The organism is Phycisphaeraceae bacterium, from assembly GCA_015709595.1.
GTDB lineage: Bacteria > Planctomycetota > Phycisphaerae > Phycisphaerales > SM1A02 > CAADGA01.
In genome coordinates, this window is sequence record CP054178.1 from 2,616,176 (window position 1) to 2,632,153 (window position 15,978).

Consider the following 15,978-nt stretch of genomic DNA (forward strand, 5'->3'; position numbering starts at 1 on the left):
TCGGAGCGTCCTTCATGCGCATGCGCGGCTGGCGAGCGGGCATCCTGGTGAGTTGGCTCGTGCCGGGTCTTCTGACCGGATGCGGCATGGAGATGCAGTCCAACCCCGGCTTCGCGCTGGACGCTTCCCAGGCCACGGAGCACATCCTGGAGCTGCGCCGACGACCCGTGGCGACCAAGCGGCCCATCGTGGTGCTGGCGGGGTATCTCGACCCGGGGTTCGGCGGCACGTCGCTGGCGGCGCGTCTGCGGCGCACAGTCACCGATCCCAATCAGGTCATTTCCATCGCGTTCTTCACCGAGAAGGACTTCGACGCCTGCCGGGAGAAGGTCATCCGCCAGGTGGAGGCGGCGTTTCCCAGCCGCGATCCCGACTTCACCACCGAGGTGGATGTCATCGGCATCTCGATGGGCGGCATCGTGGCGCGTCACGCGGCGCGGGATCTGCCCGATGGCGGCAAGCGATTGAAGATCGCCCGGCTGTTCACGATGGGCGCCCCCCATCGGGGGGCGAAACTGGCCGGGCTGCCGACGCTCGACCGCAAGCAGATCGATATGCGGGAGGGCAGCGCATTCCTCGAATCGCTCAACGCGGACCCCACGTCGATGGACTTTGAAATCGTCGCCTACGCCCGGCTTGGCGACACCATCGTGGGCGTGGAGAACACCGCCCCGCCCGGCATGAACCCGTGGTGGCTGCCGAACGAACCCCTGGTGGCCGCCCATGTGGCGGTCGCCAGCGACGTGCGCATCGTGGCGGACATCATCCAGCGGCTGCGTGGCGATGTGCCCTTCACCGTGGGCGAGCCGATCCCGCCGCCGGGGACGAAACAGTCGGCGTCGGCGAGCGAATGAAGGAGGGGCTTCGGCACGGAATGCGATCAGAACGCGGAGGAGGGTGGGTCGAGTCCGCGAGGCCCACCGCGACGACGCACAGGACTTGTACGAGCGGTTGACCTTGAAGCATCGATCACCCTGCCCGGAACTCGGAACTCACGCCCTTCTCGATACGCAGCGCATCCCCATGTCCGACCGTCGCGTCCAATCCGGTTCCGTCCGTGGCTTCACGCTGGTGGAAATGATCGTCGTCATCGGCGTGGTGGCGGTGCTGATGGCGATCCTGCTGCCCGCGCTGCTGGGGGCGCGGAGCAGCGCGCGAAAGGCGGATGAACTCTCCAGCATCCGCCAGGTGGGCGCGGCATGGGCCAATTACATCGACTACGCCAAGAACCGCCTGCTGCCCGGCTACCTCGAGCCGCAGGTGCAGGAGGCATGGCGCGTGTCGTACAAGATCGCCTACGACGGATCGGAGGTTCCACGGTCCGACGCCGCCCCGTATCCGTGGCGGCTGCTGCCCTACCTGAGCAACCAGCACGTCATGGTGCTTTCGCCTCGCCATACGCTGACGGATGATCCGCGCTCGCAGCTCACCAGCATCGCCTACGAGCCCGCCTTCGGGTACAACGCGCTGTATCTGGGCGGGTGGTATGAGCGCGTCGAAGCCGACGGCCGCCCGACGGTGCGTTTCGAGCTGTCGAACACCATCGCCTGGACGTTCAACGCCATTCGCGTGGCGGAACAGCAGGTGGTTTTCGCGTCCTCGACGGTGAAGAACGGCGGTCTGTCATTCGACGGCATGGAGGACAACGCGGCGGGGTCACACTTCGTCGTTCCGCCCACCGTGGCCCAGACGCCGCAGTGGACGGCCAGCGGCGCCGCCATCACCGTGGTGCAGGGCGGTCCCGGCGCCCCGGTGCCCGCGGGCCGCTACACCAGTCAGATCGCGGTGGTGTTCGCCGATGGGCACGTGAACGCGGAAGGCGCGGGGGCTCTCTTCGACCAGCGCAAATGGATTCCCGTCGCCGACCGGGCGGACTACACGCACGTGCCGTGAGGACGGGAGTGAGTCGCGAGCCATTGCCGCCAGCAGGGCGAGCAGCCGACTCCACGATCGCGCCCGCACGTCTGCGGCTCGTCCGAGACCGGCAGGATGCATCGGGGTTCGGCGCTACGCCCCGGGTCGGAACGGGGCGAAAAACGCCGACGTGAGCATGTCCAGCGAACCCTTGAGATCGACGCCAAGCGATGGCCAGTGCAGGCGCCACTTGGTGCCGTCCGGCGCGGGCGTCTCCATGACCGGCGCCGCCGCCATCATCGCGACCCGACTCACCTCCACCGGCGCGGCGGCCAGCGACGGCGACCGTGCAGGCGGGTCGAACACGCCGACCGCCAGCAGGGCGATCGAGGCCGCCGCCGCACTGCTCGAACCGATGAGCAGACGCCACGGCATGGGCTCCGGGGAGGCGGAGCGATGAGGACTGGGGACTGGGGACTGAGCGATTGGCGCTGCGTGCCCGGCGCCCGGCGCCTGAAGTCCAGTGTCTTCCATTGACGGCTGACGGCTGATGGCTGACAGCACTTGTTCCCACCGTCTCTTGGAGCCATCGCCCGGCTCGATGGAGTCGAACGCCTCGCGCATTCGCTCGATGGGGTCGTGTCCGCTCATGACGCCCCTCCCGCGTTCCGTTCCGCCGCCAGATGGGCCAGCCGCAGTCGCAGCGACGCCAGCCCCTGGTGCGTGAGCGCCTTCACGGTGCCTTCAGCGCAGTTCATCGCCGCGGCGCAGGCCGCCACGGGCAGCCCCATCAGCACGCGCAGAATCACCGCCTCCGCCTGCCGTTCGCTGAGATGGCCAAGCGCCTCGACCATGCTTCGCACCTCGGCGGAATCAGGCAGGCGCGAAACGTGGTCGGCGAAGCGGTACGAGGGCTGGTCGTCGGGAGTTGGCTCCTGGAGGTTGGCTGAAAACTGACGGCCGATGGCTGATGGCTGATGGCTTCCGTCCCCTCGCCACCCCCGTCGCCCCTCTTCGCGGCAGACGTTGACCATGCACCGCACGCACCAGCCGTGGATGTGGGCCGTCGGCCCGTCGAGGGGCGGCCCCTTCTCCACGAGGCGGCAGAGGACCTCCGCCACGGCGTCCTCCGCCCGGTCCACCCGCCCCAGACGCACCAGCGCGTAGCGGTACAGCCGGGGCGCGAACTCCGCGATCAGCCGCGCCGCGGGCGCGTTGGAATCGGCGGCCGGGTTTGGAGGGGTCTGCATCGGCATGGGACGCGGGCTCGACGGCACGGGCGACAGCCGCCCCAAGGGTATTGGGGAAACTCGGCGTGGGGTTGAGGGAGACGAACTCCCATGTCACACGAGGTCGTAGGTCAAAACGGCGCGGGTATTGTTCCATGGTTCAGAGGCGCCGTCGCGCCGATGCGATCACCGTTCCCCCAGAATCCGCCTCATGTCGAGGTCGTCGGGGTCGATTTCGTCGCCTGGCTCGGCGTCGCCGGGGCGGGGGCGCACCCACCACAGGTCGGCGGCAGGCAGAGAAAGATCGTTTTCGGTCAGTCCGAACAGCCGCACCCAGGTGTCCACGTGCGAGGCGGGAAGTGGGGGATTGGGCTTGCGGACCGCCTTGGAGTGCCCACCTGATCGAGCCGCGTCGTGGGCCAGGTGGCCGAGGAATGTCTCCGCGCGAAGCGTGCGGCAGCGTCGACGCCTGGCCGACCGGGCGATCTGGCGATCGGAGGACACCACGGTCATGCGGCGGGGCGCGGTGCATCGCGCAATCATGGCTTCGATCACCTCGTCGGCCGAGCGCTCTCCCCCGGCGTAGACAACGCGGGCGTGCCCGACCGCGCCGACGGGCATGCCGGGGCGGGGCACGCCGTCACAGACGAGGCATGATTCCATCCTGCGGTACCGGCTGAGGGCGAGGAGATCGACCAGCCCGGCGGCGTCGATGCCCGCCAGATCGGGCGGAAGGACGCCGGTGACGTGCAGTACGTTGTAGGTGTCGATCAGAAGCGGCACAGCAGGCGAGTGTAGGGAGACGGCGGGGGTGGGGGCCGCTGTCGTCCATCAGTCGTCGGGGATGACATCAGGCACTGGGCGGTTGGCGATGCCGAGAACTGAGAACCGTCGCCCCCACTTGCCCCTTCACGTTGAGCGGGCTTTACTTGCGGTCCACGAACAACGGTTCTTCATCCCACGGGAAAGAGGTCGAGCAAGGCATGGCTATTCGAATCAAGTCGCGCGCGGGGGAGAGCGTGGAGCAGATGCTCCGGCGCTTCAAGAAACTGTGTGAGAAAGAGGGTCTGACGAAGGATATCAAGCGTCGTCAGTACTACGAGAAGCCCTCGGAGCGTGCCCGCCGCGCCATGCGCAAGGCGGAACTGCGCGTCATCAAGGGTGGGATGATGGACGTTCGTCGCTGAAGCGGCTACGCTCTGCCCGTCGGCGGCCGGTTCCGGTCGCCTGTCGTGGCGATATCAAGCCCAAACGAGAAGAGGACCGGGGTGGGACGTGCGTCCCGACGGCTGCGTCCGCCGGATCGCCGTCCGGCAACCCGACCGTCATGACTTGACCGGTCCGCCCCGAGGAGAGAGCCCGAATGTTCTCGACGATTCCGACGCTGTGGTTCCTTGCACCCGCCGGCGCGCTGGTGGCTCTGGCGGCGGCCTACTTCTTCAGCCGGACGGTCATGACCCGCTCCGAAGGCGACGCGGGCATGATCGAGATCGCCTCCGCCGTTCGCTCCGGCGCCATGGCGTATCTGAAACGCCAGTACAAGGTGGTCTCGCTCGTCTTTCTGGTGCTCGTCGTGGTGCTGCTGGTGCTGGGCATGATCGGGGCGCAACCGATCTGGTCGGCTCTGGGCGTGCCCATCGCCGGGTTGTTCTCGGGTCTGTGCGGCTGGTTCGGCATGAAGATGGCCACCAATGCCAGCGCCCGCACGACGTTCGCCGCCAAAAACTCGCTCAACGACGGCTTGACCGTGGCCTTCCGCGCCGGTGCCGTCATGGGCCTGGTCGTGGTCGGCTTCGCGCTGCTGGATGTTTCGGTCTGGTTCCTGCTCTGGAACACCGTGCTCAAGGGCTTCCTGCCCGAGATCGAGCCGGGCATGGAACTGGTGCCGCTGACGACCATCATGCTCTCGTACGGCATGGGCGCCTCGACGCAGGCGCTCTTCGCCCGCGTGGGCGGCGGCATCTACACCAAGGCGGCCGACGTGGGCGCCGACCTGGTGGGCAAGGTCGAGGCGGGTATTCCCGAGGATGACGCCCGCAACCCCGCCACCATCGCCGACAACGTGGGTGACAACGTCGGCGACGTGGCCGGCATGGGCGCCGACCTGTACGAGAGTTACTACGGCTCGATCCTGGCGACGATGTCGCTGGGGGCGGCGGCGGCCTTCGGGGCCGGGCTGCTCAACATGGGCGAATCCACCGCGCTGGCCATGAAGCTGGCCGTGGCCCCCATGGCGCTGGCGGGCATCGGCATCTTCTGTTCGCTGGTGGGCGTGTTCGTGGTGCGAACCAGGGAGGACGCCACCTTCAGCCAGCTGCTCAAGTCGCTGCACATGGGCGTATGGACCGCTTCCGCCATCATCGTGGTGGCGTCGCTCTTCCTGCTTCAGAACCTGATCGGCACGGTGCAGGGACCGGGCGGGGACACCATCATCTCCGGCTGGGGGATCTGGGGGTCGATCGTCACCGGCCTGATCGCGGGGCTGGTCATCGCCTTCGCCACCGAGTACTACACCTCGTACGAGCACAAACCCACGCAGTCAATCGCCGAACAGGCCCAGACCGGTCCGGCCACCGTCATCATCGGCGGCATCGCGGTGGGCATGATCTCCACGTGGGTGCCCATCGCCACCATCGTGATCGGCATCATCCTGGCCTTCCTGTTCTCCAATGGCGATGAGCACTTCCTGATGGGGCTGTACGGCGTGGGCATCGCCGCCGTGGGCATGCTCAGCACGCTGGGCATCACTCTGGCGACCGACGCCTACGGCCCGATCGCCGACAACGCCGGCGGCAACGCCGAGATGACCGGCCAGCCGCCCTACGTGCGCGAGCGGACGGACATGCTCGATTCGCTGGGCAACACCACCGCCGCGACCGGAAAGGGCTTCGCCATCGGCTCGGCGGCGCTCACCGCCATGGCGCTGCTGGCGGCGTACATTTCGGTGGTGCAGGAGAATCTGCACAAGATCACCACGCCCACCGCGGAGCAGGCCCAGGCCATCATCGCCGCGTCAGGCGAGGTGAAGGCCCACGGCGAACACGACCGTCGGATTGCCGCCAAGTATCTTGGCCACGGTGAGTTCGCCCTGGTTCGACTGGCCGCGGACAACACCGCCGAGGCGCGCTTCGGCGGGCTGCTGCTCGCCAGCGGATCGGTGCGGCGCGAGCTCGACGCCGAGTTCGTCGGCAAGGTCATGCCGGGCGGCTTCGCGGCGCACTGGAACGACGAGGACAAGGTGCTCAACGTGGTGTGGGAGATGCCGCACGGCGACCACTCGCACGAGGCGGAGTTCACGCTCGTGCCCACCGACCGCGCCACGCTGGCCCAGGTGATGGCCTTCTACGACGTGACCCTGATGAACCCGCGCGTCCTGGGCGGGCTGTTCATGGGCGTGCTGCTGGCCTTCGTGTTCTGCGCCATGACGATGCAGGCCGTCGGCCGCGCCGCGTACCGCATGATGAACGAGTGCCGCCGGCAGTTCGGCATCATGCGCGACGCCTTCCGCAGGAAGGGCATGAGCGAGTCGGACATCGCCGACGCCACCAAGTGGCCCAAGAAGATCGACGTGAGCGGCAAGACCTATCCCGACTACGCTGAGTGCGTGGCCATCTCCACCGCCGGGGCGCAGAGGGAAATGGTCATTCCGGCCCTGCTGGCCATCATCGTGCCCGTGATCGTGGGGCTGATTCTGGGCGTGGGCGGGGTGATGGGCCTGCTGGCGGGCGGGCTCACCAGCGGCTTCGCGGTGGCGATCTTCATGGCCAACGCGGGCGGCGCCTGGGACAATGCCAAGAAGTACATCGAAAAGGGCCACTTCGGCGGCAAGGGCTCGCAGCCCCACAAGGCCGCCGTCACGGGCGACACCGTGGGCGACCCCTTCAAGGACACCTCGGGGCCGTCGCTGAACATCCTGATCAAACTGATCGCGATCGTGTCGGTCGTGTTCGCGGGTTTCATCGTGGCCTACGGGCCGACGGTGGCGGGGATGATTGGGTTGTAGGCGAGCAGAACTCCCCGGCTGGAGCGTCCGAATAACTTGGGGTACCTTCGCGGTTTCTACCGACAATTCTGTCACCCGGTTCCGAGCTTCGGCTAAAGTCTCTGTAGGGGAGTCAGTCAGTTTCACCGATGCATCATCACGAACGTCGTCAGGAACGTGCCCACGGGAGGGAGTGACATGTCCAAAGCCACCACACCGATTCTGGACGGCACACGCCACGCATCAGCAGACTCACTGCTACGCGAAGCGATGAAGCACCCCGGCGTGTGCGACTTGATTCGCGTCTGGCAGGTTTGGCAGCGGTTCGACCACGAGGTCTCTGAATTGCGCCGAGCAACATCGCCGAGAATCATCACTTGGGTATCTGGTGGAACGACCGCGAACCGCTGAACGGGGTAAACTTGCGGATGCCGACGTGGAGCGGGATACTCAACGAGTTGATTTCTGCAACGCGGGAGAATGGACTTCCCCCTTTCGATGTTGTGCGTCGAAAGTACTTGGTGCGGCTTTCTGAGCACACCGGACGGCCAGTGATTCTCTACGCGACCCGTTTCACTCAGGACGGCGTGCCGCTTCCGCCGGACCTTGTGAGCATCACCGAAGAGGACGGGCAGGGCCTGATGGAGGTCGTTCACGGGTTGTCGGGAGGTGCCGTCGACATCATCCTCCACAGTCCCGGCGGCTCTCCAATGGCCGCAGAAGCGATGGTGTGCTATTTGCGCTCGAAGTTCAACGACATTCGCGTCGTCGTGCCTCATCTCGCGATGTCCGCAGCAACCATGATCGCGTGTGCAGCCGACGTGATTGTATTGGGCAAGCACTCGTTCCTCGGGCCGACTGACCCACAAATCATACTTCAAACGGCGCTTGGTGCGAGGATGGTTCCTGCTCACGCGATTCTGATTCAGTTTGAACAGGCCATCAAGGAGTGCTCGGATCCGACGCGAATTGGAGCATATCTTCCGATGTTGCCGCAGTACGGTCCCGACCTCCTGGCGACCTGCAGCAACGTGATTCAGATGTCAGAGGGCCTCGTCGCGAGCTGGTTGAGGAAGTACATGTTCAGAGGGGACGCGGCTGCGGATAGGAAGGCCACAGAAATCTCAAAGTGGCTCTCCGATCACCCGACCCATGGAGTGCATAGTCGCCATCTCTCTCGGGACGAACTGGAGGCGAAGGGTCTGAAGATTCAGCACCTTGAGCAGGATCAGACGGCGCAGGATCTCTTTCTCTCGGTCTTCCACGCGACAACCCATACGTTTAGCGGAACGACGGCTGTGAAGATCATCGAGAACAACCTGGGACGAGCGTTCATCAAGCAAGTGCAGATGAGTGTTCCCGCGCAGGGACACGAGATTCCAAGGGCTGCACAAGCTCCGATCGAACAATCCAGAACCAGTCGGGCACCGGTTGTCGAGCGATGAGCGCGACGCGAGCGCCAGCGCGAGACGGGCGGTTGTTGCAATGACTCGCGCGTTCTGGCACAGCCGCACGGCTCTCCACAGTCACCGTCCGTCACCGGCTCGTGGGTGACTACCGAATCCTCTACACGATTGAGCCGCATCGCGTCGTCGTGCTCTACGTCCGTCACGGCGCCCGTCGGCGACTGCGACGGAAGGAACGCCGCGATCCACCCGTCTAGCATCGCCCCGCCGGAAACGCCCATGCCCCGAACCCGCGCCAAGACCCAATCCGACGCCGTCCACGCCTTCGCGATCGAAGCCGCGCAACTGCTCGCCGACCGCAAGTGCGATGACATCCGCCTGATCGACGTGCGAGGCCTGTCGCAGGTGTGCGACTACACCCTCATCGCCTCGGGCACCAGCGAGCGGCAGATGAAGTCAATCGCCGATGAACTTGAGGACCTGGGCGCCGAGCGGGGCATGACCGTCTTCCGACGCGACGCCGACGCGGGGAACACGTGGGTGGTCATCGACTGCGTGGACGTGGTGACGCACCTCTTCGAGCCCAACACGCGCTTCTACTACGACCTCGAGTCGCTGTGGAGCGGCGGCAAGGTCATCGACTGGCGCCGCGCCGATCAGAAGAAGACCCACCAGTTCGATGGTGAGATCGGCCTGGCGGCCAACGCTGACGGGGTCTAGCACCGTCCGGCGTGGGCAGCCGCCAGAGTGGGGTTGTCAAAGGGGGTTCCGTTGGCGATCCCCGCGTGACCCCGGCATCCATGCCGGGACATGACTTGAGGCGCCGCAGGCGCTGACCACGCCGCCCGCGCGCCCTACACTTGGGGCCCGGCCGATCCGGTCCCGGTCGCGTCGCCGACCGGTGATGGCCAAGGTCGGATCACCCCATGCTCCGTGAGATGCTCTTCGCCAAGATTCACCGCGCCGTGGTGACGGCCTGCGACCCCAACTACATGGGGTCGATCACCATCGACCCCGACCTGTTGGAGGCGACGGGCATGGTGGTCAACGAGAAGGTGCTCGTGGCCGACTGCGACAACGGCCAGCGATTCGAGACGTACATCTTTCGAGGTGAGCGCGGCCGTCGGGAGATCATTGTCAACGGCGCCGCCGCCAATCGCACTGGCATCGGCCACCACGTGCTCATCATGTCCTTCTGCCATCTGACGCCGGAGGAAATGCGGGCGCACCGGCCCAAAGTGGCGATTTGCCGACCGGACAACACCATCGAGCGGGTGTTGCGGTATGACCCAGCGGAGGGTTGAGGTCCGGACCACGCGGGGTGGGGACGATTCTCGTGGAGTTGCAAGGAGATGATGATGCCCAGGATGCAGGCGTCCACGTGGTTGATCCGAATGACCGGCTCGGTCGCACTGATCGTCTCGCTGCTGGCGATGGGTACGGCTCTTCCGGCGCAGGGCTGGTGGAACCCGGCTGATCCGCCCGCGGGTGCCGCGCCGCCCACGCCACCCGCGCAGGGCGAGACGCCGTCGGATGATCCCTACCCCATCCCCGCGTCGCTTCTCAAGCCGCGCGTCGTCTTCCTGGACGAGTCCTTCGAGTTCGATCGCGAGCACCCCATCGTCGGCCACTGGCTGGGCAATCTGCATACGCCGAGGGGGGTGCCGGCCATCGCTCTGCGCGTCAGGACCGATGAATCGGGCGATCTGGTCGTGCTGGGCAGCGTCACGCCCGGCAACCTTCCCAATCGGCCCGTGGATGATCTCAAGATCGAGGACGGCGTCGTCTCGTTCTCCCTGTTGACGTACCTCGACCCGCAGCGAATCGGCCGCATCCGCTTCACGGGCGCAATCAGCGAGGACGGCCAGCGTCTCAAGGGCACGGCCGTCGTGCCCAGCGACATTCCCGGTCAGGGGGTGATGGACGGCGAGTTCGAGCTGGCCCGCACCCCGCTGCCGCTCATGCTCGACACCGCGCGGGCCTACTGCGGGCAGATCGAGATCGACGAGGGCATTTTCTTCGACATGAACATCGTGCTGGCGACCACGCCCAAGGGCAACTGGGTGGGACATGTGGACATTCCGCTGCAGGCGATCGCCGAGTGGCCCTTTGATCGGATCGAGTCAAAGGATGGCCTGCTGACGATTCACATGGGAGGCGGCGCGCCCTCCACGTTTGAAGTGCGGGTTACCGAAGACGGTTCGACGCTCAAGGGTGTGTATCGCACGTTTCAGGACATCCCCATCGAGTTGAAGTACAAGCCGGATTATTCGGTTCCCTCGGTTCCGACCGAGTTCGCTCTGCCCGGCGCGGAGGAGATCAAGCCCTACCACTCGCACGAGGCGATCATCGACCACCCGGACGGGCACTTCCTGTCGGCGTCGGTCACCACGCCCGACGGTCCGCCTGGAGTCAAGTACCCCGCGGCGATTCTGCTGACCGCCTTCGGCCCGCAGCAGCGCGACAACCTGCTGTACGGCCACCGGATGTTCGACGTGGTGGCCGATGCCCTGGCGCGCGAGGGCATCGTGGTCATCCGCTACGACGATCGCGGCTTCGGCAAATCGGGCGGGCGCTTCCATAACGCGACCATCGAGGACTTCGCGTCCGATGCGCTGGCGGCGTACAACTTCGCGCGGTCGCTGGAGCAGGTTGATCCGTCGAGAATCGGCTTCCTCGGTCACGACGAGGGCGGCAACGTGGCGGCGCTGGCGGCAACCAGGGCCGCGGAACCGGCCTTCGTGGTGATGCTCGCCCCGCGCGGGGTGCGCGGCGACGCCTATGAACTGAGCCAGCTGATCGAGCAGATGCGCTTCCTGCCCGAGACGGTGGACGCCCCCCTGCGCGAGCGACTGGTTGAGGCGCACAAGGCCCTGCTGGCCGGATTCATCGACAACGCCCCGCCGGAGCGCATGCAGGAACTGGCCCTGGCCTTCGCCGAGGCGCAGAAGGACATCGCCGTGGCTGCGGGCAGTCCGGAGATGCGCGATCCGGCGCAGGGCGCCCGGCTGATCCTGTCGAACATGCGCCGACCCGGGCTGGCGTACCTGGCGCGGTTCGACCCCATCGAGACCTTCAAGGCATTGAATTGCCCGCTGCTGGCGTGCTGGGGCTCGCTGGACATCGAGTCCGCCCCGTCCGTCAACGCCGCCCCGCTGCAGGCCCTGGCGCAGGAGGATGGCCGGGATATCACCGTCACCATCTACGAGCGCATGAATCACCTGCTGCAGCGCGCCTCGACCGGGTTGACCAACGAATACGCCCGCAGCCGCGTCGCCATCGAGAAGAGCGTTCTCGACGACGTGGCGGCGTGGATTCTGTCGAAGACCTCCGGGCGCTGAACCGCGTCGGTCCGCGCGACGCGGCGGTGGAGTGCAGTCAACGATGAGCTACGGCCTCTCGCGCGGTCGAACGCTGGTGACGGACGGCGTGGGGCTGGATCAGTCCGAGTTGCCGCCGCCGGAGCGGGGGCGGATTGATCCGCGTGCGTGGTTCGAGGCGCCGGACCACCCGTTTGAAATCGAGATTGGTTCGGGCAAGGGTACGTTTCTGCTGCAGCAGGCGCGGGTGACGCCCCACATCAACCTGCTGGGCATCGAGTGGGCGGGCGAGTTCTACCGCTACGCCGCCGACCGCGTCCGGCGGCACGGGCTGAAGAACGTGCGTCTGCTGCGGGCCGACGCCACGGAATTCATCCGTCACTGGTGCGCGGACGGCGTGGCGCGCGTCATTCACCTGTACTTCTCCGATCCGTGGCCCAAGGCGCGGCATCACAAGCGGCGCGTGGTGCAGGACCGGACGCTGGTGGACCTGCACCGCGTACTCGAGCCGGGCGGCGAGGTGCGGCTGGTCACCGATCACGACGATCTGTGGGCATGGTACGAGGATCACGCCTCGCGCAACGCGCGCTTGTTCGAGCGGCGGGCGTTTGATCCGCCCGGCTCGGCGGGGGAAGGCGAAATCGTCGGCACCAACTTCGAACGCAAGTACCGGCGCGAGGGACGACCCTTTCACGCCATGACGCTGCGACGGATCGACGGCCCTACGGCTTCACCGGCTCCATGAGCGGCCTGGGCTTGGGCGGCTCGTACGCGAGCGGCACTTCCACCGAGAACGTGCTGCCCTGGCCGAGCTCGGACACGAGCGACAGCGAGGCGCCGAGCAGTTCCGCCAGTTCGCGGCAGATGGCCAGCCCCAGCCCCACTCCCTGGTGGGTGCGCGTGTGGCTGGCGTCCACCTGGCGGAACTTCTCGAAGATGATGTCCTGCATGTCGCGGGGAATGCCCGGACCGCGGTCGATGACGCTCAGCCGAACGCCGGGCGCGCCCTCGGCTCGGGTGACGCGTTCCGCCGCGATGATGACGGTCTCGCCCTCGGGGCTGAACTTGATGGCGTTGGAGAGGAAGTTGTAGAGGATCTGCTGAAGTTTGCCGGCGTCGGTTTCGATGGCGGGCAGGTTGGGGGCGCAGCGGGTTTCGAGCATGATGTTGCGTCGCTGCGCCTGCGGACGCATCAGCGTCTGCAGTCCCTCCACCAGATCGGTCACGCTGGCGGGGGCGATGTTGAGCTCGACGCGTCCCGCCTCGATCTTGGCCATCTCGAGCAGGTCGTTGATCATCTCCAGCAGGGCGCGGGCCGAGTTGAGAATGTTGGTGATGTATCGCCGTCTCTTGGGGTCGGCCTGCGGGTCGTTTCTGGCCAGCTCATCGAGCAGTTCGGAGAAGCCGATGATCGAGTTGAGCGGCGTGCGCAGCTCGTGGCTCACGCTGGCGAGAAACTCGCCCTTGAGCCGGTTCGACTCGTACAGAGCGAAGTTGGCCTCCGCCAGTTCGCTCAGGCGAAGATCGAGCGTCTCGTTGATGCTGCGGAGCTGCTGCTGGCCCTCGGCCAGACGCTCCAGCATGCCGTTGAAGGCCTTGGCGAGCTGCTCGAACTCGTCTCCGGTGCGGATGTCGGCGCGGATCGAGGTGTCGCCCGCCTCGACCTTCTCCGCGCTGGCCCGCAGCTTGCGCACCGGCGAGAGGATGAGCTTGGTGAGGATGAAGTAGAACAGCAGAATGGCGAGCAGCCCCGCCGCCAGCCACGCCGTGATGATGTAGATGCGCATCACCAGCAGTTGCCCGCCCGCAAAGTCGCTGCGCCGGTCGATGATGAGCATGGCCCGCAGTCGGTTGGCGACGGCGTCGTCCGCCGCCCCTGGTTCGAACTCGGCGAAGGTGCGGTCGCGCAGCCGGCGCATGTCCGACTCGCGGATGGCCCTGGCGTAGTGATACACGTCGCGGTTGGCCAGCCGCGTCGCCGTCATGTATTCGGTGCGCGTGTCATCCTGCCGGAAGCGCGCCAGCGCTCGCTGCGAGAACGACTCCTCGCCAGCGGGAGACTCATCAACCGCCTCCACCGCGACGAAGGTCATGCGCACCGGCTCATCAAACTCCACGCTGTACCGGGGGGGCGGAGCGCCCGGCTGCTCCACGCGGCCCAGGTGAATCTGGCCGCGCAGCCAGGCGTCCGCCAGGTGACGCATGATCTCCTGCTGGTCGTCCTCCACCATCTTGGCGGTGTAGAACCACGGCACGCTCAGCGCCACGCCCAGGATCGCAACCACCGCGAACCCGAAGAGCAGTTGCGACTTGTTGGCGAGTGAGATGCCGGCGGCCATGCGGGATCATCGTACCCGGATCGCCCCGCTTTCCGCATGATCGCGGCGACGGGCGCGCGTCCGACGTGACCGGTTCAACGCGGAGCTGATTGCCGCGTCGTCGTCTCCGGGGCGGATGAACGGCGGCCTCATCCGGGCGACCGGCCCGGGAATGCCTCGAGATCGAGCGTTGAGCCGCTGGCGTCCTGGTACCCGGTGACGTACTGCACGACTCCGCCGCCGAGCGTGACGTAGGGGCCCCGTCCCGTGGGACGAAACCCGGACTGCTCCAGCAGCGTCAATCCATTGTGATCCATGGGGTCGGCGCCGATCAGAACGCGGCCCCATCTGTTCGCGCGCGCCTGGTCGAGCATGACCCGCAGCAGGGCGAGCCGTTCGTCGGCCCCGGCGGCGCGCGACCAGGCGGCGACGAGCAGGGGAACGCCCGGCTCCGTGGGAGCACCGGCGAGGTCGAACACCGCCGCGCCGATGACCACGCCCGCACGCTCCAGGATCGTGGCCGGTCCGGCGCAGGCCCATCGCGGCAGGCCCAGCGCTTCGAGCAGGGGCTGGTCGTCCGGTCGCTTCGAGCGCGTGGTCGCGGGCCGTCGTTCAATCATGCCGCATGGTAGGAATGGCCGGCCCTGAGCCGATTACGCGGCCGCGAACGTCAGTCGCTTGCGGTGCGCCATTGACAGGCGCGTGAGCTGCCGCTGCACGTCGGGCGTGATGTTGACGAACCGTACGCCCAGTTCGATGCGTCGTGGTCCGAGCTTGGTGCTTCGAACCACCGCACCGCGAAGCGACAGGGGCGGTTCGGCGGCGTCGAAGCGCACGTCCACCTCGGCGCCCTCGGTCGGCGCGTGGTGGCCGGTGGTTCGGACGCGCATGCCGCCCAGCGACAGGTCCATCACTTCACCCAGGTTGCACTCCAGCATCTCCTGCGCCAGCCGACGAGTGCGACGCTGGTCATCGACCCGTTCAGGGATGTCCGCCGGGGTGATGAAGAGCGGCTGCGGATACAGAGGGCGACTCACCACGGGCGCGACGTGGGGGAAGCCGAAGACCGTGGGCGTGATGTGACGCGAGGAGTCGTCGTCCGCCGCTTCGGATGACACGGGAATGGGGTTCTCGCGCGTTGTCCGGCCGTCGTCGGGCTGGCCGGTCGCCTTGTCGATTGCGGCAACCGAGGCGCCTTGCGGCTCCGCGTCGCGGGGCCTGGCGATCTGGCGGCGCATCGCGTCGATGCCGTCGCGCCACTGTCTGAGTTGGTCATGGTCGGCGCCTTCATCCGCCCAGGTCAACGCCGCCTCGGCGATCTCGGACGCCAGGTGGATGGCCTGGTCGCGCTGCGCCTCGGCCAGGGCGCGCTGTTCGCTGGCCGTTCTGAGCGATTCCTCCAACCATTTCCTGGCGCCGACGGTCATGGCTCGATCGCCGGTTTCGACGAGCATCGATCGTGCGTCGCGCAGTCGATCTTCGGATTCCTGACAGCGAGCCACCAGCCACTGTTCCCGAAAGCGGAAAACTCCGATCGCCGCCACGATGACGAAGGCGTGCAGTCCGATCAGAATGGCCTCGGGTCCGACCCCCAGCGTCACGACGCCGATGCCGCCGGCCACGTACAGCATGACCCATGCCAGTCGATTGCCCATGAAGGCGTGCAACAGGTCGGTTGCGGGCGGGAGCGTGGACTCTTCGTGGTTCATGGGGGGCGTCCTGGAAAGGTGTCCGCCGGAATGAGTTGAATCGACAGTCGCTGGCGGGGGCTCCGGTTCAACGATCTGACTGCGTCGGCGACCATGTCGGTCGGACGGGCTGATCCGCGCATGACAGGAAGTCCGGGAACCGATGCAGTGTCCCGTGAGG

The 15,978-nt window shown here is 66.7% G+C and carries 16 protein-coding genes; 10 read left to right on the forward strand and 6 right to left on the reverse strand.

Going from position 1 to position 15,978, the window contains the following annotated elements:
* Positions 1 to 14 precede the first annotated feature (14 nt).
* Together HRU76_11075 and HRU76_11080 are read left to right on the forward strand one after the other, a co-directional pair.
* Complete coding sequence (locus HRU76_11075) at positions 15 to 854, forward strand: hypothetical protein (GenBank protein ID QOJ18098.1); 840 nt, start codon at positions 15 to 17, stop codon at positions 852 to 854.
* A 103-nt stretch (positions 855 to 957) separates the two neighbouring features.
* Complete coding sequence (locus HRU76_11080) at positions 958 to 1,893, forward strand: prepilin-type N-terminal cleavage/methylation domain-containing protein (protein QOJ18099.1); 936 nt, start codon at positions 958 to 960, stop codon at positions 1,891 to 1,893.
* A gap of 114 nt (positions 1,894 to 2,007) precedes the next feature.
* Here HRU76_11080 and HRU76_11085 read toward each other — a convergent pair whose 3' ends face one another.
* From HRU76_11085 to HRU76_11095, 3 genes are all read right to left on the reverse strand, one after another.
* Positions 2,008 to 2,505: a hypothetical protein gene (locus HRU76_11085; protein QOJ18100.1), complete on the reverse strand. Its 498-nt coding sequence runs from the start codon at positions 2,503 to 2,505 to the stop codon at positions 2,008 to 2,010.
* Positions 2,502 to 3,104: a sigma-70 family RNA polymerase sigma factor gene (locus HRU76_11090; GenBank protein QOJ18101.1), complete on the reverse strand. Its 603-nt coding sequence runs from the start codon at positions 3,102 to 3,104 to the stop codon at positions 2,502 to 2,504. Before HRU76_11090 ends, HRU76_11085 begins: the two co-directional genes overlap by 4 nt.
* Before the next feature lie 165 nt (positions 3,105 to 3,269).
* Positions 3,270 to 3,866, reverse strand: a complete 597-nt coding sequence (locus HRU76_11095) for an NYN domain-containing protein (protein ID QOJ18102.1) — start codon at positions 3,864 to 3,866, stop codon at positions 3,270 to 3,272.
* A gap of 200 nt (positions 3,867 to 4,066) precedes the next feature.
* On the opposite strand from HRU76_11095, the gene rpsU reads away from it, so the two are divergent.
* From rpsU to trmB, 8 genes are all read left to right on the forward strand, one after another.
* Positions 4,067 to 4,270, forward strand: coding sequence for a 30S ribosomal protein S21 (rpsU, locus tag HRU76_11100; GenBank protein ID QOJ18103.1), 204 nt, complete (start codon positions 4,067 to 4,069; stop codon positions 4,268 to 4,270).
* Positions 4,271 to 4,446: 176 nt separating this feature from the next.
* The gene (locus HRU76_11105) at positions 4,447 to 7,086 is read left to right on the forward strand and encodes a sodium-translocating pyrophosphatase (GenBank protein ID QOJ18104.1); all 2,640 of its coding nucleotides are present in this window, start codon (positions 4,447 to 4,449) and stop codon (positions 7,084 to 7,086) included.
* Positions 7,087 to 7,493: 407 nt separating this feature from the next.
* Positions 7,494 to 8,510 carry a serine protease gene (locus tag HRU76_11110; GenBank protein QOJ19173.1) on the forward strand — a complete coding sequence of 339 codons (1,017 nt, stop codon included), beginning with the start codon at positions 7,494 to 7,496 and terminating at the stop codon, positions 8,508 to 8,510.
* Between the two features lie 101 nt (positions 8,511 to 8,611).
* Positions 8,612 to 8,728 carry a hypothetical protein gene (locus HRU76_11115; protein QOJ18105.1) on the forward strand — a complete coding sequence of 39 codons (117 nt, stop codon included), beginning with the start codon at positions 8,612 to 8,614 and terminating at the stop codon, positions 8,726 to 8,728.
* Between the two features lie 22 nt (positions 8,729 to 8,750).
* The gene (gene rsfS, locus HRU76_11120; GenBank protein ID QOJ18106.1) at positions 8,751 to 9,191 is read left to right on the forward strand and encodes a ribosome silencing factor; all 441 of its coding nucleotides are present in this window, start codon (positions 8,751 to 8,753) and stop codon (positions 9,189 to 9,191) included.
* A gap of 206 nt (positions 9,192 to 9,397) precedes the next feature.
* Complete coding sequence (locus HRU76_11125; protein QOJ18107.1) at positions 9,398 to 9,775, forward strand: aspartate 1-decarboxylase; 378 nt, start codon at positions 9,398 to 9,400, stop codon at positions 9,773 to 9,775.
* A 63-nt stretch (positions 9,776 to 9,838) separates the two neighbouring features.
* Complete coding sequence (locus HRU76_11130) at positions 9,839 to 11,812, forward strand: alpha/beta hydrolase (GenBank protein QOJ18108.1); 1,974 nt, start codon at positions 9,839 to 9,841, stop codon at positions 11,810 to 11,812.
* A 43-nt stretch (positions 11,813 to 11,855) separates the two neighbouring features.
* The gene (gene trmB / locus HRU76_11135; protein QOJ18109.1) at positions 11,856 to 12,536 is read left to right on the forward strand and encodes a tRNA (guanosine(46)-N7)-methyltransferase TrmB; all 681 of its coding nucleotides are present in this window, start codon (positions 11,856 to 11,858) and stop codon (positions 12,534 to 12,536) included.
* On the opposite strand, the gene HRU76_11140 is transcribed toward trmB, so the two are convergent.
* From HRU76_11140 to HRU76_11150, 3 genes are all read right to left on the reverse strand, one after another.
* Positions 12,514 to 14,130 carry a HAMP domain-containing histidine kinase gene (locus HRU76_11140; GenBank protein ID QOJ18110.1) on the reverse strand — a complete coding sequence of 539 codons (1,617 nt, stop codon included), beginning with the start codon at positions 14,128 to 14,130 and terminating at the stop codon, positions 12,514 to 12,516. The two genes, trmB and HRU76_11140, sit on opposite strands and share 23 nt — an antisense overlap.
* Before the next feature lie 128 nt (positions 14,131 to 14,258).
* Positions 14,259 to 14,729, reverse strand: a complete 471-nt coding sequence (locus HRU76_11145) for a hypothetical protein (GenBank protein ID QOJ18111.1) — start codon at positions 14,727 to 14,729, stop codon at positions 14,259 to 14,261.
* 33 nt (positions 14,730 to 14,762) lie between these two features.
* Complete coding sequence (locus HRU76_11150) at positions 14,763 to 15,818, reverse strand: PilZ domain-containing protein (GenBank protein ID QOJ18112.1); 1,056 nt, start codon at positions 15,816 to 15,818, stop codon at positions 14,763 to 14,765.
* Between the last annotated feature and the right edge of the window lie 160 nt (positions 15,819 to 15,978).

What these genes read in the sequence shown, in the direction of transcription:
- HRU76_11075 (QOJ18098.1), top strand. Translation starts at nt 15, where the DNA reads ATGCGCATGCGCGGCTGGCGAGCGGGCATCCTGGTGAGTTGGCTCGTG.
- HRU76_11085 (QOJ18100.1), bottom strand. Translation starts at nt 2,505, where the DNA reads ATGAGCGGACACGACCCCATCGAGCGAATGCGCGAGGCGTTCGACTCC.
- HRU76_11090 (QOJ18101.1), bottom strand. Translation starts at nt 3,104, where the DNA reads ATGCAGACCCCTCCAAACCCGGCCGCCGATTCCAACGCGCCCGCGGCG.
- rpsU (QOJ18103.1), top strand. Translation starts at nt 4,067, where the DNA reads ATGGCTATTCGAATCAAGTCGCGCGCGGGGGAGAGCGTGGAGCAGATG.
- HRU76_11105 (QOJ18104.1), top strand. Translation starts at nt 4,447, where the DNA reads ATGTTCTCGACGATTCCGACGCTGTGGTTCCTTGCACCCGCCGGCGCG.
- HRU76_11110 (QOJ19173.1), top strand. Translation starts at nt 7,494, where the DNA reads ATGCCGACGTGGAGCGGGATACTCAACGAGTTGATTTCTGCAACGCGG.
- rsfS (QOJ18106.1), top strand. Translation starts at nt 8,751, where the DNA reads ATGCCCCGAACCCGCGCCAAGACCCAATCCGACGCCGTCCACGCCTTC.
- HRU76_11125 (QOJ18107.1), top strand. Translation starts at nt 9,398, where the DNA reads ATGCTCCGTGAGATGCTCTTCGCCAAGATTCACCGCGCCGTGGTGACG.
- HRU76_11130 (QOJ18108.1), top strand. Translation starts at nt 9,839, where the DNA reads ATGCAGGCGTCCACGTGGTTGATCCGAATGACCGGCTCGGTCGCACTG.
- trmB (QOJ18109.1), top strand. Translation starts at nt 11,856, where the DNA reads ATGAGCTACGGCCTCTCGCGCGGTCGAACGCTGGTGACGGACGGCGTG.
- HRU76_11140 (QOJ18110.1), bottom strand. Translation starts at nt 14,130, where the DNA reads ATGGCCGCCGGCATCTCACTCGCCAACAAGTCGCAACTGCTCTTCGGG.
- HRU76_11145 (QOJ18111.1), bottom strand. Translation starts at nt 14,729, where the DNA reads ATGATTGAACGACGGCCCGCGACCACGCGCTCGAAGCGACCGGACGAC.
- HRU76_11150 (QOJ18112.1), bottom strand. Translation starts at nt 15,818, where the DNA reads ATGAACCACGAAGAGTCCACGCTCCCGCCCGCAACCGACCTGTTGCAC.